Annotated in this window: 13 protein-coding genes; 9 read left to right on the top strand and 4 right to left on the bottom strand. The window is 71.9% G+C overall.

Annotation, left to right across the window (positions count from 1 at the left end; translation table 11 throughout):
- The first annotated feature begins 17 nt into the window (after positions 1-17).
- Positions 18-1,922 carry a GAF domain-containing protein gene (locus ABZ154_RS22385; RefSeq protein ID WP_356835213.1) on the top strand — a complete coding sequence of 635 codons (1,905 nt, stop codon included), beginning with the start codon at positions 18-20 and terminating at the stop codon, positions 1,920-1,922.
- Between the two features lie 115 nt (positions 1,923-2,037).
- On the opposite strand, the gene car is transcribed toward ABZ154_RS22385, so the two are convergent.
- Positions 2,038-5,610, bottom strand: a complete 3,573-nt coding sequence (car, locus tag ABZ154_RS22380) for a carboxylic acid reductase (protein WP_356835211.1) — start codon at positions 5,608-5,610, stop codon at positions 2,038-2,040.
- Positions 5,611-6,025: 415 nt separating this feature from the next.
- Here car and ABZ154_RS22375 point away from each other — a divergent pair, with 415 nt between their 5' ends.
- The 5 genes from ABZ154_RS22375 (at position 6,026) to ABZ154_RS22355 (ending at position 11,769) form a co-directional block, all read left to right on the top strand.
- Positions 6,026-7,198: a 3-deoxy-7-phosphoheptulonate synthase gene (locus ABZ154_RS22375; protein ID WP_356835209.1), complete on the top strand. Its 1,173-nt coding sequence runs from the start codon at positions 6,026-6,028 to the stop codon at positions 7,196-7,198.
- Positions 7,199-7,347: 149 nt separating this feature from the next.
- A complete protein-coding gene (locus ABZ154_RS22370) occupies positions 7,348-8,031 on the top strand; it encodes an isochorismatase family protein (RefSeq protein ID WP_356835207.1) in 684 nt (227 codons plus the stop codon).
- A gap of 38 nt (positions 8,032-8,069) precedes the next feature.
- On the top strand, positions 8,070-9,962 hold the full coding sequence (locus ABZ154_RS22365; protein ID WP_356835205.1) for an anthranilate synthase family protein: 1,893 nt from the start codon (positions 8,070-8,072) through the stop codon (positions 9,960-9,962).
- Positions 9,963-10,069: 107 nt separating this feature from the next.
- Entirely contained in the window at positions 10,070-10,792 is a 723-nt protein-coding gene (locus tag ABZ154_RS22360; RefSeq protein ID WP_356835203.1) for an acyl carrier protein, read from the top strand.
- Between the two features lie 14 nt (positions 10,793-10,806).
- Positions 10,807-11,769, top strand: a complete 963-nt coding sequence (locus ABZ154_RS22355) for a 4'-phosphopantetheinyl transferase superfamily protein (protein ID WP_356835202.1) — start codon at positions 10,807-10,809, stop codon at positions 11,767-11,769.
- A 44-nt stretch (positions 11,770-11,813) separates the two neighbouring features.
- Here ABZ154_RS22355 and ABZ154_RS22350 read toward each other — a convergent pair whose 3' ends face one another.
- Entirely contained in the window at positions 11,814-12,434 is a 621-nt protein-coding gene (locus tag ABZ154_RS22350) for a ScbR family autoregulator-binding transcription factor (RefSeq protein WP_356835200.1), read from the bottom strand.
- 154 nt (positions 12,435-12,588) lie between these two features.
- Between ABZ154_RS22350 and ABZ154_RS22345 the strand changes: the two genes are divergently transcribed.
- Complete coding sequence (locus ABZ154_RS22345; protein ID WP_356835198.1) at positions 12,589-13,572, top strand: ScbA/BarX family gamma-butyrolactone biosynthesis protein; 984 nt, start codon at positions 12,589-12,591, stop codon at positions 13,570-13,572.
- 80 nt (positions 13,573-13,652) lie between these two features.
- Here ABZ154_RS22345 and ABZ154_RS22340 read toward each other — a convergent pair whose 3' ends face one another.
- Positions 13,653-14,426, bottom strand: coding sequence for a glucose 1-dehydrogenase (locus ABZ154_RS22340; protein ID WP_356835196.1), 774 nt, complete (start codon positions 14,424-14,426; stop codon positions 13,653-13,655).
- Positions 14,427-14,569: 143 nt separating this feature from the next.
- Entirely contained in the window at positions 14,570-15,241 is a 672-nt protein-coding gene (locus tag ABZ154_RS22335; RefSeq protein WP_356835194.1) for a TetR family transcriptional regulator, read from the bottom strand.
- Positions 15,242-15,404: 163 nt separating this feature from the next.
- Between ABZ154_RS22335 and ABZ154_RS22330 the strand changes: the two genes are divergently transcribed.
- Both ABZ154_RS22330 and ABZ154_RS22325 read left to right on the top strand, forming a co-directional pair.
- Positions 15,405-16,574, top strand: a complete 1,170-nt coding sequence (locus ABZ154_RS22330; protein ID WP_356835192.1) for a transposase — start codon at positions 15,405-15,407, stop codon at positions 16,572-16,574.
- A 119-nt stretch (positions 16,575-16,693) separates the two neighbouring features.
- A complete protein-coding gene (locus ABZ154_RS22325) occupies positions 16,694-17,905 on the top strand; it encodes a transposase (RefSeq protein ID WP_356835190.1) in 1,212 nt (403 codons plus the stop codon).
- Positions 17,906-17,989 lie beyond the last annotated feature (84 nt).

Raw genomic sequence — 17,989 nt, 5'->3', positions numbered from 1 at the left:
TGGGAGGCGATCACCGTATGCTCACCGGCGTGACACCCCCCGGCCCCCAGCACTCCGCCGCCGCCCTGCGCCACCTTCTCGACCTGCTGGCCCAGGGCGCGGCGGCCGAGGAGTTCGACCGGCCCGCCGCCACCGCCCGGCAAGCGGGCGCCCCCGCCGCCGAACTGGCCCAGATCGCCGAGGCCACCACCGTGGCGCTGCGCATCCGGCGCACCCTCAGCCAGCACCGGGTCCGCGAGGCCCAGCTCACCGCCCTCTTCGACACGGCCAGCGACCTCGCGGCGCTGCGCGACCTGGACGCCGTCCTGCGGGCCATCGTCCACCGGGCCAAACTGCTGCTCGGCACCGACGTCACCTACCTCTCGCTCAACGACGACGCGGCGGGCGACACCTACATGCGGGTCACCGACGGGTCGGTCGCCGAGGCGTTCCAGAACGTACGGCTCGGCATGGGCGAGGGGCTGGGCGGACTCGTCGCCCAGACGGCCCGCCCGTACGCGACCGGCGACTACGGCGCCGACACCCGCTTCCACCACACCACCACCATCGACAGCGCCGTCCTGGACGAGGGACTGCGCGCGATCCTCGGCGTACCGCTGCGGCTGGGCAGCCGCGTCATCGGCGTCCTGTACGCCGCCGACCGCGCACCCTGCGAGTTCACCGCAGGGGAGGTCGCGCTGCTCTCCTCACTGGCCGACCACGCGGCCATCGCCATCGACGGGGCCCGGCTGCTGGAGGAGACCCGGGCCGCGCTCGTCGACCTCAACGCCGCCTCCGAGACCATCCGCACGCACAGCGAGGCGATGCGCCGCGCCGAGGAGGCCCACGACCAGCTCACCGACCTCGTTCTGCGCGGTGGCGGCGCCGACGACGTGGCCGCCGCCCTCGCCGACATCCTGGACGGCGGCATCCTCATCCATGACGCGGACGGCGCCGAACTCGCCCGCGCCCGCACCGCACCGCAGCCCCCGCCCGCCCCCGAGGTCGCCGCCTCCCGGGCCCGGGGCCGGGCCGTCCCCCGGGACGGCACCTGGGTCTGCGCGGTCCTCGCCGGGCCCGAACTCCTCGGTTCCATCGCGCTGACCGGCCGGGCGGGCCTCGCGGACGCCGACCGGTTGCTCTTCGAGCGGGCCAGCGTGGTGACCGCGCTCCTCATGCTGCTGCGCCGCTCGGTCGCCGAGACGGAGGACCGGGTACGGGGAGAGCTGCTCGGCGACCTGCTCTCCCGCACCGGCGACCCGGGCACCCTGACGGCCAGGGCCCGCCGCCTCGGCGTCGACCTGGGCCGCCTGCACAGCGTGTTCGTGGCCCACAGCGACGCGGCTCCGCGCCACCGCCTGCTCGCCGCGGCCGCCCGCAGCGCCCAGACCCGCAACGGCCTCGCCGGTCTCCACCACGATCACGTCGTCCTGGTGGCCCCCTCCGACGCCCCGGGCCCCGAAGCCCAGGCACTCGCCGCCGAACTGGGCCAGGCGGCCGACTGCCCCGTCACCGTCGGCGCGGCGGGCCCCGCCACAGGCCCGGCCGAACTGCCCGGCGCCCACAGCGAGGCGGACCGCTGCCTCTCCGCCCTGCGCATGCTCGGCCACACGGGGAGCGGCGGGGCCACGGCGGACCTCGGGTTCATCGGCGTACTCCTGGGCGACCAGGCCGACCTCGGCGGGTACGTCACGAGGACCCTGGGCCCCGCCCTCGACTACGACACGGCGCGCGGGACCGACCTGGTCACCACCCTGGACGCGTACTTCGCCCAGGGAGCGAGCCTCACCCGCACCAGGACCCAGCTCCACGTCCACGTGAACACGGTGGTGCAGCGCCTGGAACGCATCGGCCGCCTCCTCGGCCCGGACTGGAACGACCCGCCGCGCGCGCTGGAGATCCAACTGGCGCTGCGACTGCACCGGTTGACGCGGGGGCTGTGACGGGGCCCCAGTCCGGGGCGGCTCCCCGGGACGGCTCTCGCCCCGCCGCGCCTCGTCCCGGACCCGCCGGGTGGTGCGCCCACCCGCCGCGAGGGTGCGCGCACCGGCCCCTCGGTCACGGAGCGATCAGGTACGCCAAGTCGTCCGCGTACTTCTTGATGAAGGCGGGCGACAGCTGCGGAATGGCGCCTGTCCGCCCCAGGCGCGCGTCCTCGACGGCGGCCTGGAAGCGGGCGGAGGGAATGGCCGATCCGGTCACGACGCCCTCCGGAGTCCGGTGCGCGTCGAGCAGCGGGAGGATGGAGTGCTTCCGCTGTGCCTCGGGCGCCGCGCGCAGGGCCCTCTCGAACCTCGCGAGCCAGTCGTCGTAGTCCTCGACGCGGTCGATGCGGTGGCCGGCCTCGTTCAGCCAGTCGACGAAGGTGTCGAGCGAGATGCCGTCGTCGTGGGGGTTGACCAGACTGTACGTCCGGTACCCCGCCCGTGCCTCACCCCCCAGCGTCACCACGGCCTCGGCGGTGAAGTCGACCGGAAGGCCGTCGTAGTGGGCGCGCGGGGGGCGGCCCGTGCCGTCGCTCTCGTAGAAGGAGCGCGGGGCGATGCCCGTGACGATGAGGCTGAGCAGCAGCCGCGTGAACATGTCGGGGATGTTCAGCTGTCCCGCGTAGTCGCTGTGCGCCAGGATCATGTTCGACCGGAACGTCGTGACCGGGAGGCCGTGCAGGTCGTGCGCCTCCCGCAGCAGCACCTCACCGGCCCACTTGCTGGTCGCGTAGCCACTGGCGTAGCCGTCGTCGACCGGCTGGTCGGGGAGGGCGAGACGGACGTCGCGATCCTCGTCGAGGGCCCGGCCGCCGGGCAGGGACGCCGCGACCGCCACGCTCGAGATGTACGTGAAGGGCTTGAGCCGGCCCGTGAGCCCCAGGCGGATCAGCTCGGCGGTGCCCACCACGTTGGCGTCGAACAGGTGGTTGTAGGGCAGCACGTGGTTCACCAGGGCACCGGCGTGAACGATCCGGTCCACCTCGCCGGACAGCCGCTCCCACACCTGCTCGCCCAAGCCCAGCCGGGGCTCCGCCATGTCACCCGCCAGTACCTCCAGGTGGTTGCGGGCCAGGTCCTGGAAGGTGCGGGCGGGTTCGCCGTCCCCGTCGCCGAACGCTTCCACGAGCCGTGCCAGGGCCGCGGCGTCGTCCGTCCCGCGCACCACGCAGATCAGCTTGCCGCCCACCGGGGCGAGCCGCCGCAGCCACTCCAGGCAGAGGAACCGGCCGAGATAGCCACTGGCCCCCGTGAGCAGCACGGTGTGCGGATCCTCGAAGGTCCGGGGCAGGGACAGGGCCCCGGTACGCGTCCGCTCGTCGATGAACTTGTCGAGGGTGAGGTCCTTGGCGTGGACGCGGGAGCTGCCCTCCGTGTGGACCGACTCGAAGCTCACCCGCCGTGGCCCCGCCGCGAGCCTCTCCTCGACATGGCCGGCGATCCGCCCCAGGTCGGTGCCGCGGCTGATGATCAAGTCCACGGGGACACGGATGCCGAAGATGTCCAGGAGGAGATCGGAGAAGGTGACCGCGGACATGGAGTCTCCGCCGATCTCCCGGAAGCGCGTGCCTGGACCGATCGCGGAGGTCGCGGTGGACATCAGCGCCCGGGCCGCCCGCTGCACCGTCTCCAGAGCCGGCCGGTCTTTGCCCCCGCGCCGCACCTCGCGCAGCTCCTCCTTCTCCCTGGAGGCGATGGCGGAGTACGTCTCCTCCAGGGCCGGGCGGTACTTCGCCAGGAGCTGGGGGCGCAGGAGCTTGCGGTGGTCGGAGAGCAGGCCGTTGCTCTGGCTGAACGGCTCGGTCTCGATCAGGAAGTCACGCGGTATCTCGTAGGAGTTCAGCCCGACCTCCTTCGCGATCTCCTGGAACGACTCCCCGAGGAGCTTCCTGAGCGTCGTCTCGTCGTCGCCGCACTGCTCAAGGGCGTCCGCGGTCGGGACGACCACCGAGAGCAGGTAGGACCGCTCGCTGTTCCCGTACACGAACATCTGCCGGACCAGCGGGCTGACGGCGAAGACCGCCTCCAGGCGGGAGGTGGCGACGAACTCGCCCTGGGACAGCTTGAGTACGTTCTTGCGCCGGTCCACGACGACATGCCGGCCCGGCTCGATCTCCGCGACGATGTCGCCCGTCCGGTAGTAGCCCTCCTCGTCGAAGATCTCGGCGTCGAGGTCGGGCCTGCGGTAATAGCCGGGCACCATCGCCTCGGTCTTGAGCAGAAGTTCGCCCCGGGGATGCGGTGAATCGGTCCTGTAATAGCCGAGTTCCGGTACGTCGATGAGTTTGTGGTCGACGACCGGGGGCTTCAGGAGCCTTCCGTCCACCGAAACCGCGGCGGCCTCCGTGGAGCCGTAGATGATGTGCACATCGATCCCCAGCAGGGACTCGGTGAATTCCTTCAGTTCGGCGGAGAGCGGAGCCGATCCGCAACTGGCCCACCCCACACGGCCGCCGAGGACGTTCTCGCGGATGTCCTTCCTGACCTCGGCCTCGATCCTTTCCTGATCTCCGTCGCCGCCCCGGGCCGATCGGCGGTCGAGTTCGCTCTGGTACTTCTGGAAGAGCATTTCGCACACACGGGGGACCAGGGACATTTCCGTCGGCCGCGCCAGTGCCATGTCCTCCAGGAAGGACGACAGATCGCTGTTCGCCGTGAAGTACGTGGTGCCGCCGCGGGCCAGTGTGTTCTTCAGCGAGGAATGCCCGGCGACGTGGCTCATCGGCATGTAATGGAGGTTCACCGCGTGCTCGTCCGAGAACAGCTGCGACCAGGCGCCGCCCCACATGGCGCGGGCCAGCCGCTCGGTGTACATGGCCCCCTTGGGGGTTCCGGTGCTGCCCGAGGTGTAGATGAGCATGGCGAGCGGGTCCTCGTCACCCTCGACGTCGAACAGCGGCGCCTCGGGGAGCGCGGCCCCTCGTGCGCGTACGTCCTCCAGCACGTCGATGCCCAGCTCACGCCCGTGCTCCGCCAGGCGGGCCCGAGCGGCGGTGAAGCGCTCGGACTGTTCGTCCACTGCCGGTTCGAAGTCGAACAGCACCAGGCGCCGCACCGACGGGTTCGCCAGGGCCAGTTCGACCGCGGTGTCCAGGCGCTCGACGCTGGTCGCGACGGTGACCGGCTCGGTCTCCTCGACGATGGTGTTCAGCTGTGACACCGCGGAGCTGGTCTGCAGGGGGACGCTGACCGCGCCGAGATGGGCACAGGCCAGGTCGACCGTCGTGTAGTCGACGCTGGCGAAACCGAGGATCGCCACCCGGTCCCCGGCCCGCACCGCGTCATCGCCGCCGTGGTGCCACGCACTCGCCACCGAGCGGACCCGCTGCCAGAGTTCGCCGTAGGTGGTCATCTCGTACTGCGGCACCAGACCGATACGGGCGCGGCCCGTGCCGGGTTCCCGGACGAGTGTTCTCACACGTTCCCCGAGGGCGGGGCGCTCGGCATACTGCTCCATTATGTCGGCCATCACTCGCGCAAGTCGCATGATGAATCTCCGTATCGCATAACTGGATGACGCGGACTCTTGACGTCGGACGCTTGACGCCGGACGAACAGGAAATGGATCGCGCGGGGCGAGGCCGGCGCAATCTGCTTCCCATCGCCCGGGGTGCGCCGTGATGCTAGGTGCGGCCGAACCGAACATTCGAGCCCCAGGGCCAGAGTCCGTCAGGTCCGCCTCCGCGCCCCGTCCGACGGCAAGCAGCGAGGCCTCCGCCGACGGCCACCTGACGGATTACGTTCCGCAGAGTTGTCCACCGGCCGCCGTCCGGCCAAGAGTGGTGTCCGTCCGAGAGGCGGTCCCGGTCGGCCGACGGTGTGAAAAGCGTCGGAATTCCACGTGAGCGGTGGACACACGGCTCAGTACCCGGGATCTCCATGGGCCCTCATCCGGTGCGGGAATTCCCCTGCCGAAAGCCGACGAAGATCGCGCGACTCCTTCACCTGCTCCTGCATCTGCCTCTGCGCCTGCTCTTCTGTCGCACTTCCGTCCGACTGGGCGCATCACCAGGTCTGTCGACAGCCGGACCGCCCGGGTCCGGCCAATTCGAGGGAACTCAATGATCGACATAGTCTCTTACCTCCGTTCCATGCCCGCACTTCAGCAGCCCGACTGGGAGGGCCATCCGGAGCTCGAAGCGGTCCGCACGGACCTGGGCCGGATGCCCGCCCTGGTGGATGCCGAGGCCGCACAGCGGCTGCGCTCCCTGCTCATGGAAGCCGCGGCGGGCCGTGTCCAGATCGTCCAGGCCGGTGACTGCGCGGAGGACCCCGCGGAGGCGACCCCGGCGGACGTCCGACGTAAGGGCGCGCTGCTCGACATCCTCGCCGGGACGATGCGTCTGGCCTCCGGCCTCCCGGTGCTGCGGGTCGGCCGGATCGCCGGGCAGTACGCCAAGCCCCGCTCGGCGCCCGTCGAGATGATCGACGGGCGCGAACTCCCCGTCTACCGCGGCCACATGGTGAACCGTCCCGAGCCCGACGCCGAGCTGCGCCGCCCCGACCCCCGGAATCTGCTGACCGGGTACCGCGCCGCCAGCGACATCATGCACTTCCTGGGCTGGCGGGGCACCGAGTGCAGGACGGACCTCGACGCACCGGTGTGGACGAGCCACGAGACGCTGCTGCTCGACTACGAAGTGCCCATGCTGCGGAGGGAGCCGGACGGTTCGCTGCTCCTCACCTCGACGCACTGGCCATGGGTGGGGGAGCGCACCCGGCAGCTCGACGGCCCGCACATCGCGCTGCTCGCCGCCGTCTCCAACCCGGTCGCGGTCAAGGTGGGGCCCACGATGACGCCGGACGAGCTGCTCGCCCTGTGCGACCGCCTCGACGCGCAGCGCCAGCCGGGCCGGCTCACCCTCATCTCGCGGATGGGCGCGGACCACGCGGCCCGCACGCTTCCCGCCCTGGTCAAGGCGGTCCACGAAGCGGGCCACCCGGTGCTGTGGCTGTCGGACCCCATGCACGGCAACACGGTCAGCGGCCCGGACGGGACCAAGACCCGCCTGGTGCGGACCGTGGTCCAGGAGGTCGTGAACTTCCAGGAGGCGGTGACGGGGAACGGCGGGGTGGCCGCCGGGCTGCACCTGGAGACCACTCCGGAGGCCGTCGTCGAGTGCGTGCGCGACGAGGCCGAGCTGGGGCGGCTGGGTGAGAAGTACCTGAGCTTCTGCGACCCGCGGCTCAACCCGCAGCAGGCGGTCGAGGTCGTCTCCGCCTGGCGCGGATAGCCCCACCGCCCGTACACCCTCCCCCAGGCCCCCCTCACACAGCCGCCGGCGGCCCCCCACCCCCCCCGTACCGCCGGCGGCCCCCACCCCGTACCCCCGCCCCCCCCACCACCTCGTCACCACTCACCACGGAAAGGACGCGACCGCCCATGCCTCACATACCGCCCGTCGAGCCCTACCCCATGCCGGCGGAAGGGGACCTCCCCGACAACACCGTGGGCTGGGTGCCCGACCCGGACCGGGCCGTGCTGCTTCTGCACGACATGCAGGAGTTCTTCCTCAGGCCCTTTCCTCGCACCGGCGAACCCGGCGGCGCCCTCGTCTCCAACGCCACCCTTCTCAGGGACCGCTGCGCCGAGCTGGGCATCCCCGTCGCCTACACCGCCCAGCCCGGCGGCATGACCCCGCGACAGCGCGGTCTGCTCCTCGACTTCTGGGGGCCGGGGATGAACCCCACCCCGGAGGACCGCAGGGTCGTCCACGGCCTCGAACCCCGGCCGGAGGACTGGGAGTTCACCAAGTGGCGGTACAGCGCCTTCCACCGGTCCGACCTGCTGGAGCGCATGCGTCACCACCGGCGGGACCAGCTGATCGTCTGTGGCGTGTACGCGCACATCGGCGTCCTGATGACCGCCGTGGACGCGTACACCAACGACATCCAGCCCTTCCTGGTGGCCGACGCCGTCGCCGACTTCTCAACCGAGGACCACCGCCTCGCCCTGAACTACGTCGCACGGCGCGCCGGCCGGGTGCTCACCACCGAGACCGCACTCGGCGAACTCGGCGGACCCGGCGGACCCGGTGGCCTCGGCGCGTCCGGAGCCGGCCGATGACAGCGCAGTCCGCACCGACTCACCCCACGGGGATCACCATGGCATCAGTGAACGGAACTCCCGACCTCCTCGCGCGCATCCTCGACGGCGGCGCAGCCGACTTCGCCCTGCTGCACCGGCCGGAGCAGGCCGGCGCCGACACCCTGGAGATCCTCCTCGGCGAGGTGACCGAGGTCGCCGCCCTCAAGGACCTGCCGGTCGCGGCGGAACCGGCGCCCGGTGCGGGACACGACCTGCTGGTCATGATCCCGTACGGGCAGATCACCGAGCGCGGCTACCAGGCCCGCGGCGACGGTGAGTCGCTGCTCTCCATGGCCGTACGGGAACAGGCCACGGCGCCCCTCGGCGCGACGCTGTCCCGGCTGCCGGGCGGACCGGTCAAGTTCGTCGACGGCCGGTTCGACGTGCCCGACGAGGAGTACGCGGACATCGTGCGCCGGGTGATCGACGACGAGATCGGCACCGGGGAGGGGGCCAACTTCGTCATCAAGCGCTCCTTCGTCGCCCAGCTGCCCGGTTTCTCACGGCAGGTGGCCCTGTCCGTCTTCCGGCGGCTGGTGGAGCGCGAGTCCGGTGCGTACTGGACCTTCCTCGTGCACACGGGCGGGCGTACGTTCGTCGGCGCCACGCCCGAGCGGCACATCAGCGTGCACGGCGGCGTGGCGGTCATGAACCCCATCAGCGGCACCTATCGCTACCCCGCCGACGGCCCTTCCCTGGACGGCGTCCTGGAGTTCCTCGGCGACCGGAAGGAGACCGACGAGCTCTACATGGTCGTCGACGAGGAGCTGAAGATGATGGGGCGGGTCTGCCCGTCGGGCGCCCGGCTGGTGGGGCCCTATCTCAAGGAGATGACGCGCCTGGCCCACACCGAGTACTTCATCGAGGGCACGACCGACCGGGACGTCCGGGACATCCTCCGCGAGACCCTGTTCGCCCCGACCGTGACCGGCTCCCCGCTGGAGAGCGCGGCCAAGGTGATCCGCCGCTACGAGCCCGTCGGCCGCGGCTACTACAGCGGAGTCGCCGCCCTCATCGGCCGCGACGCCGCCGGTGGCCGCACCCTCGATTCCTCCATCCTCATCCGCACCGCCGACATCGACGCCACGGGGCGGATGAGCATCGGGACGGGCGCGACCCTGGTGCGCCACTCGGACCCCCGGTCGGAGGTGCGCGAGACCCGGGTCAAGGCCGCGGGACTGCTCGCGGCGCTCGGTGAACCCGAGCCCGTCCGCTTCGGGGCCCACCCCGCCGTCCGCACGGCGCTCGACCGGCGGAACGAGGGGATCGCCGACTTCTGGCTGCGTGAACCGGGAGGCCACCGCGGGCAGGAGCAGCCCTTGGCGGGGCAGAAGGTCCTGGTGGTGGACGCGGAGGACACCTTCACCCAGATGATCGCCCACCAGGTGCGCTCACTCGGCTGCGAGGTGACGGTGCGGCGCTTCGACGAGCCGTACGACGTGGCCGCCCATGACCTGGTGATCCTGGGTCCCGGTCCGGGGGACCCGCGTGAGACGGAGCACCCCAAGATCGCCCATCTCCGGGGCGCCGTCACCGGGCTGCTCGCGGAGCGCCGGCCCTTCCTGGCCGTCTGCCTGAGCCACCAGGTGCTCAGCACCGTCCTGGGCCTCCCGCTGCACCGCAGGCCGGTCCCCAACCAGGGCGTGCAGCACGAGATCGACTGGTTCGGCGGGCGAGCGCGGGTGGGCTTCTACAACACCTTCGCCGCGCACGCCGAGGACGACGGGTTCGATCACCCCGAGTACGGGCCCGTACGGATCAGCCGCGATCCGGAGACCGGTGAGGTCCACGGTCTGCATGCCGGCGGCTTCGCCTCCATGCAGTTCCACGCCGAATCCGTGCTGACCCAGAACGGCCCCGGGGTCATCGCCGCCCTCCTGGGGAGCCTGACCGCCGCACGCGTCGGCTGACCGGCCGCACCCGGGCCCGGCGGCACGGCCGGGCCCGGGAGCCGCCGCTGTTCACGAGGCCTGCGCAGCAGGCCGCCGTACCCGCACGGAACCTCTGGAGCCCTCGTATGTCCCCTGAACACCAGACCCCCGCCACGGTGTCCGACGTGGCACCGGCCGCGGTGGTGGCCGAGCTCGTGCCCCTGCTCGCCGACGTGCTGAAGGTGCGGCCCGAGCAACTGGATCCCGGACTGACGTTCCGCTCGATGGGCGTCGGATCGGTGGCGACCACGCAGTTCGTCTCCGCGGTCAGCGCCCGCTACGGAATCGGGCTCGATCCCACCTCCCTGTTCACCCACCCGACGCTGTCGGCCTTCGCCGCCCACGTGGCCCGCGCAACCGGGGCCGGGGAGCGGGGGACACGATCCGCCACGCCTGCCACGCCTGCCACGCCTGCCACGCCTGCCACGCCTGCCACGCCTGCCACGCCTGCCACGGAGGAGATCCTCGCGTTTCTGCGGGAGCGCCTGGCCGGAATTCTGGGCTGCGAGCCGGCGGCCCTGGACCCCGCGTCCCCCTTCAACCTGCTGGGCGTCGACTCCATCCGCGGGGCGAAGTTCGTCGCAGCCGTCAACGACGCGTTCGGCATGAACGAGCCCGCCGTCACCCTGCTCGACCGCCCCGGCCTCGCCGCGATGGCCGCCCATATCGCCCACGTCTTCGAGGAGGACGCACCGCCCGTCACCGACGATCGGGCGGCCGACGAAGAACTGGGCGCGCTCCTCGACTCGGTGCGCGCCGACCGGCTTTCCGTGGACGAGGCGCTCACGCGGCTGCCTCACCGGGCGTGAACGGGGCGACAACCATGGACGAACGCGAGATACTCACCCGATTCAAGGCCGGGCTTCTGGAGCGCGAGCAGGCCGTGTGGCTCCTCGCGGAACGGCGCGGGGTGCCCGGCACGGGAACGGAAGGCGGCTCCTCGGCGCCCGATTCCCCGGCGTCCGGCTCTTCCGCTCCGTTGTTTGTGCCGCTGCCCGGCGGTGCCCATGAACCCATCAAGCTCTGGTACTGCTCCAACGACGAGCTCGACTACGCGCTGGCCGCCACCCTGGCCCGGCACTGGCTCGACGATCAGGAGCAGGAGACCGCGAGCCGCTTCCTGTTCGAACAGGACCGGCGGCAGTATCTGGTCGCCCATGCCCTCGTACGGCGCGTCCTCGCGCTGGAGAGCGGTCTGCCCGAGGCGGAAGCCGTGATCTGGCGCTCCGCGCGGGGGCGGCCGTTCCTCCAGCGGCCCCCCGTCGGACTGCCGCGCGGCGGACAGGAGCTGGACTTCAATCTGTCCCACGCCGAGGGCCACAACCTGCTCGGGGTGGTGCGCAGTCACCGGATCGGGGTGGACGTGGAGCGGGTCGACCGGGGTGAGCAGGGCCTCGACGCCATCATCGAGACCTTCGCGCGGGACGAGCGCGACTGGGTGGCGCGGGCCGTGCCGGGCCGCCCCCGGGACTGCCGGACCCTGCGGCTGTGGACGCTCAAGGAGGCGTACGCGAAGGCGCGCGGGCTGGGCCTCGGACTCCCCTTCGACAGCTTCTCCTTCACCCTGCACGAGGAGCGAGGGGTCCTGGCGTTCAAGCCGCCCGAGTCCGAAGGGGAGTTGCCCTGGCGGTTCCTGGAGCTCGAACCCGAGCGCGGAGTGCTGGCGGCCGTGGCCCTCCTCGCGGACACCGGCGGACCGTCCGCCCTCCAGCTGCACCGTGGCTTCCCCTGGAGCCGGGAGGCACCGGAGCTGCTGGACCTGCCGGAGCCGGTCGCCGGGCGCTGAGGCGACAGGTCCTGAGCCGGCGGGCCGTACGGCGGCCGGCCGGCTCAGGACCTGTCGCGGTGCGGGCTGAGATCGATACGGGGCAGGGTCCCCGGTGTGGCGATCCCCGGGAGCAGCAGCCGCCACATCTCCACCGTGCGCTCCGGCAGGTCCTCCCGGCCGTTCACCAACTGCGCGTACAGCTGGACGCCGGTACACGCGCTGACGACGAACTCCGCCACCCGTCCCGGGTCGATCCCCGGCAGCAGTTCCCCGCTGTCCCGGGCGTCGCACAGGCACTGCTCCATGACGTCCCGCCACTGGAGGTAGGGCGTGATGTCGTGGACGCCGAAGCTCCCCTGCTCCACCGAGAGCCGTACACCGGCGCGCAGCACCGGGTCCTGGAGGAGCTGATGCGACCACACCCGGGTGATGTCCACGATGCGCTGCAGCCCCTGGGTGTCGAGGTGCGGCTCGATGCTCTCGGGCTGCGCCATCATGACCGCCCGGGCGATGCCCTCCTTCGACTCGAAGTGGAAGTACAGCGCGCCCACCGTCAGCCCGGCCCGCTTGGCGATCTTGTTGAGGCCCGTCCCCGCGTACCCCGACGCGTCGAACTCCTCCGCCGCCGCGCGCAGCAGCAACTCGCGCGTGCGCACCGCACGGTCCTGCATCTGGCGTTCCATGTTCCGGCTCCTTTCATCAGTAAAGCCTGGACAAAAAAAAGAATCATCCTTATTTTATCTCCCAGGGCCCCAGCCGTCCAGGCGGGTGTGCCCACTCAGTGTCCCGTGCGCTCTGTGTCCATACCTCTCATGCCTCTACCGGGGGAGTATCCGTATGCTCAGCACCGCCACTGCCACCCTTGCCCCGCCTGTCGCGTTCGTCGCGGCGGAGCTCGTCCACAAGGCCCGCCCCGGCTCGGTGCTCCTGACCGGTCTGCGGCCCGACGGGAGCGACGGGTTCGTCGTCTCGGCCCACTGGCCCGAGGTGCACGAGTTCTACGCGACCGGGCGGACCGCGCTCGATCCGCTGCTCCTCACCGAGACGGTGCGGCAGGCCTTCCCCCTGCTGTGCCACAGCGCCTACGACGTCCCCCTCGGCCACCACCTGCTCTGGGACACCTTCGGTTACGCGCTGACTCCCGCGGCCCTGGCCCCGAGAGATCACGGCGGAGCGGTCGAACTCCACGTCACCTGCCGGGAGTCGACCCGCCGCGGCAGCCGGGCGGCGGCGCTGACCCTGCTCATATCCGTGGTCCGGGAAGGGGCGTTGCTCGCTGAGTGCGGCACGCGCCTGACGGTGCAGTCCCCGGCCGTCTACCAGCGCCTGCGGGCGGGGCGCGGCACCCCCGAAGCCGTCACCGTCCTGCCCGCCGCCCCCGGCGCACCGATCGCGCCGCCCGCCCTGGGGCGCACCAGGTTCCACGACGTCGTCCTCAGTCCCGCGGTGGGCCTCGGCCGGTGGCGGCTGCGGGTGGACACCGCGCACCCGCTCTTCTTCGACCACCCCCTCGACCACGCCCCGGGCCTGCTCCTCCTGGAGGCCGCGCGCCAGGCCGCCCTGATGCTTCCCGCCGACCACCCGCAGTCCGTGGTGGGCATGGAGACCTCCTTCGCCCGCTACGTCGAGCTCGACGCTCCGTGCCGGATCGAGGAGCGACCGGTGGACCCGGACCCGCAGGGCCACCGCCGTACGGTCGTCTCGCTGTGGCAGAACGGCATCGAGTGCTTCACCGCTACGGTGCGGCTCACCCGGAAGGCCGGCCCCGGGGCCGGCGCCCTCGTACGGGCCGGTGGTGAGGTCATCCCGTTCCCGCGGTAGACCTCCGCCGCCTCTCCGGTACGCGCTGATACGGCGACGGCGGCCCGGGCCGCCGTCGCCGTGGGGCGGGCCGCCCGGCGTCAGCCGGCGGTCCAGCCGCCGTCCACCGGCATCGCGACCCCCGTGACGAAGGAGGCCTGATCGCTGCAGAGCCAGGCTGCGTTGCGGGCGATCTCCTCCGGTTCGGCCATCCGGCGCTGCATGGAGCGCCCGACGAACTGCTCCTCCAGCGACGGGGTTTCCTTCAGTACCTGGTCCATCATCTCGGTGCGCGTGCTGCCCACCACCAGGGCGTTCACGCGGACCCCGCGCCCTGCGTACTCGGCCGCGGCCGCCCGCGTCAGCCCCAGGACCGCGTGTTTGGCCGCCACGTAGGCCGCGGAGGCGCCCGTGGCCAGCACCCCGGCAACGCTGGAGGTGTTCACGATCGCCGCGGGGCGATCGGAGTGGAGCATGGCGGGGATCTGGTGGCGCATGCAGTTCCATACGCCCCGGACGTTCACGGCCATGATCTGCTCGAAGGCCGCGCCGTCCGTCTCGTGCAGCAGGCTGCCGGCCGTCGCGTATCCGGCATTGTTGAACGCCCCGTCCAGTCGGCCGAAGCGTGACACCGCCTCGGTCACGACCCGCTCGACCTCGCCCTCCTGGGTCACGTCCCCCACGGCCGCCATCGCACGGCCCCCGCTCGCGACTATCCGGTCGGCCAGTTCGCGCAGCCGCTCCTCGCGCCGTGCCATGAGCACCACGGTCGCACCCTCGGTGGCGAACACGTGTCCGGCCGCCGCCCCGATCCCGCTGGACGCCCCCGTGATCATGATGACCCTGTCGCGCAGTAAGCCTGTGTCCCTCGTCATGCCGAACTCCCGCTCCCCATGGACTGCTTCTGACCCCCCAAGGGCCTTCCTCGCAGGGGCCCCCTGGACGAGAAAAGAATAATGGTCCTTATGTAATTTTGCTAGCGGGCGTCAGGGCCGGGGGGTCCGGTCAGGGGTCGCCCCTACCGGGGGGCGCGGTCCGCCTCCGGTGGGCGGACGGCCGAGATGCCGTACAGGAGCAAGTCGCAGAACTGGGTGAAGTGCTCTCCGCCGGCCTCGGCGACGTCGGGCTCCGGATCGCCGCCCCGGGCGCGCACCTCCGTCCCGGCGGCCAGGCGCAGGGCCATCTCCGTCACCGCCTCCGGGGTGACGCCTGCCCGCAGCTTTCCCTCCTCGCCCGCGCTCCGGAACATCTCCTGCACCGGCCGGAGCCAGGAATCCGACCAGTCCCCGCCCCCCGGGAGCTCTTCGGAGAGCCGTACGGCCGCGCGCACCACGACGTCGCGGTGCAGCAGTTCGAGCAGGGCGAGCAGCAGGAGGCGGGCCCGGCGCAGGGGGGCCGCCGGGAGCTCGACCGCCTCGTTCACCCGCTCCTCGATCCGGGCGAGCCCCAGTTCCTTGAGCTCGGTGAGGAGCTGCCCCTTCGTGGGGAAGTGGAAGGTCAGCGCGCCGGTCGTGACACCGGCCTCGCGGGCGATGCGGTGCATGGCGATGCTGCCGTGGCCGTGCCGGTCGATCTCCCGTGCGGTGGCGTCCAGCAGGGTGCCGCGCGTCAGCAGGGATCTCTCCTGCTGCTTCGCCGGCCTCCTTCCCGCTCCGTCTGATGTCACCGTGACCTCCCGCTTCTCGTTCACTGATCAACTCCCTACGCTCCCCGGGTCATCCGCCGTTCACAACGCCGAGTTGACGAACTTGCACCCGGAAGGCATCCTCACTCTTCAAAAGAACAAGAATGATGGTTATGTTTTTGTTGTCGTCGGCGGTCACCGCCGGCCGGGAGTCTTCAAGGAGCCAGCCATGTCTGCAGGGGCCACAGCGACCCTTGGCGCACCGGAGAGCGCGCGGCGCGGGGGGCCGGAGGGCCTGACCGCCTACGGGCAGCGGGTCTTCGGATATCTGCCCCGCAGCGACCAGCGCCGCTGGGCGGACGCCTATCTCAGGGGACTGCTCGCCACGCCCGGGCGCAAGAGCGTACGGCGGATGGCCCGGACGCTGGACCTGCCCGACAGCGCTCCGCAGGCACTCCAGCAGTTCATCAGTGCCAGCCCCTGGCAGTGGACGCCCGCGCGGGTGGAGCTGGCCCGGATCGCCGCCGAACTGCTGACCGACGCCGTCTGGACGGCCAAGCCGGTGCTGCTGCGCAAGCGGGGAAGCCACTCGGTGGGGGTGCGCGAGGGCATCGTCCCGGGCACCGGCCGGCGGGTGAACTGCCAGGTCGGCATCGGGCTGTTCCTCACCGGAGCCAGGCACAGCATCCCGGTCGGCTGGCGTCTCCTCCTCGACGACGCCTGGTGCGAGGACTCCGTGCGCCGTCGCCGCGTGCGGATTCCGGACACGGTGACGCCCCGGCCCGCCTGGGCCCTCGTGCTGGAGATGGTGGAGCAGTTCGCCGCCGCGGGGGTGGCCGAGTCCGCGCCCGTGGTGCTCGGCCGTGACTTCGCCCCGGGCGTCCGCCAGGTCGTCTCGCAACTCGCCCGCCAGCGGCGTGACTTCGTTGTGGAGGTGCCGTCCGGGCAGCCGCTCACTCCGGCGTCCCCACGCGGGGACATCCCCTCCCCGGCCACCGCGCCCCGCGGCGACGCGGCGGCCCTGGTCGCGGCGCACTGCCGGCGGACGAGCTCCGCGCCGCCCGGGCGGGCGCAGATGTTCTCGGCCGCGGTACGCCTCCTCCCGCCCGGCCCCCCGGCACCGGCCGTGCACCAGCTCCACCGGCTCGTGGCGGAGGTCGCCGCCGTGCCGAAAGGGCCCCCCCGGTTCTGGATCACCTCGCTGCGCGACGCCCCGCCCACCACCGTGCGCGGCCTGGCCCATCGCATCGTCCTGACCGATGCCGTGGTCCGGGACGTGCAGACCGGGCTGGGTCTCCTGGACTTCGAGGGCCGTTCCTTCCCCGGCTGGCACCACCACATGACGCTGGCCTCCGCCGCCTACCTCTATCGCCGGCTGCGGGGCACCAGCACCCCGTAGAGGTGGCCCGTCGCCGAGCGGGACCCCGCGCAGCCGAGGCGCCACTCGGCCCGACACCGTGGCGCCCTGACGTCGATCCCCCCGGGGGCCTCAGCCCCCGGGCCACAGTGAGGAAGCCCATGATTGACCACTACCCGGCCGCTGTCCGTACCGGTCACGCCCTGCCGGCTCAGGCCCCAGCTCCTTCCGCTTCCCGTGACCTCATCCTCGCCGAGCTGTCCTCCAGGGTCCTGGCCTCGCTGCCCCGCATCGACCAGCGCCGCAAGGGCCTCCAGTATCTGGACGGTCTGCTGACCGTTCAGGGGCGCAAGTCGATCCGCAACATCGCCAAGCTGCTCGGAACCCAGGCTTCCGAGCAGAACCTGCACCACTTCATCTGCGACTCCACCTGGGACTGGGTGCCCATACGCCGGGCCCTGGCCGAAGCCGTGGACGATGCCCTGCCGACCCGGGCCTGGGTGGTGAGACCCATGACCATCCCCAAGGCCGGTCAGAACTCCGTGGGGGTGGGCCAGCACTTCTCGCCGGCGCTCGGCCAGACCCTGAACGCACAGCGGGCCGTCGGAGTCTGGGCCGCGTCGGAATCCGCGAGCGTACCGGTCAACTGGCGCCTGCACCTCCCGTCCTCGTGGCACACCGACGACGCCCGGCGCAGTCAGGCGGCGGTCCCGCAGGGGGCGAGCACGGAGAGCCTGCACGGCTGCGCGGTCGAGGCGTCCCGGGAGACCCAGCTGGGCTGGGGGCTGCCGGTGCGGCCCGTCGTCTTCGACCTGGACGAGGCACCCGAGCCGCTCCTGGAGACCCTCGCCACCAGCCACGCGCCGCTCATGGCGAGGGTGGGCGAGGACACCCTGCTCACCGTGACCGACCGGGTCATGGGCGGGCGGGAGCAGAGCACGCTCCCCGCGCACCGGATCATGGCCATGGCCGGCAACATGCGGCGTCCGGTCCCGGGCAGGCGCCCGCTGCCGGGCATGGTGAAGAGCATGCCCCTCGCCGCCGCCGTCCGCGTCGAACTCCCCGCGTACCCGCGGGGTTCGGAGCACCGGCAGCTGGTGCTCCTGGGCATGGGCGACTACGACCGTCGCTGGCCGGCCGAACTCTGGCTGTCCAACCTCACCACGGTCCCCATGGAGTATCTGGCCAGGCTGCGGCAGCTCACGGCCCGGGCGGCCCGGGACGCCGCGGTGGTGGCCGACCGGGTGGGCATCCGGGACTTCACCGGGCGCTCCTTCACCGGCTGGCACCGGCACGTCACGCTCGCCTCGGCGGCCCACGCCGTCACCATGCTGGGCGACCCCGCCCGACATCTTCCGCACCTGGTCGGCTAGTTATCGAGATCCGGCTTGGGCGCCCACCCGCGTCCCCATAAGTTGGAGCGGCAGCCGAGGAACGGCCCGGCCCCGCCGCCGGTC

The organism is Streptomyces sp. NPDC006261 (genome assembly GCF_040613515.1).
GTDB lineage: Bacteria > Actinomycetota > Actinomycetes > Streptomycetales > Streptomycetaceae > Streptomyces.
This window is presented reverse-complemented; position numbering and strand designations above follow the sequence as displayed.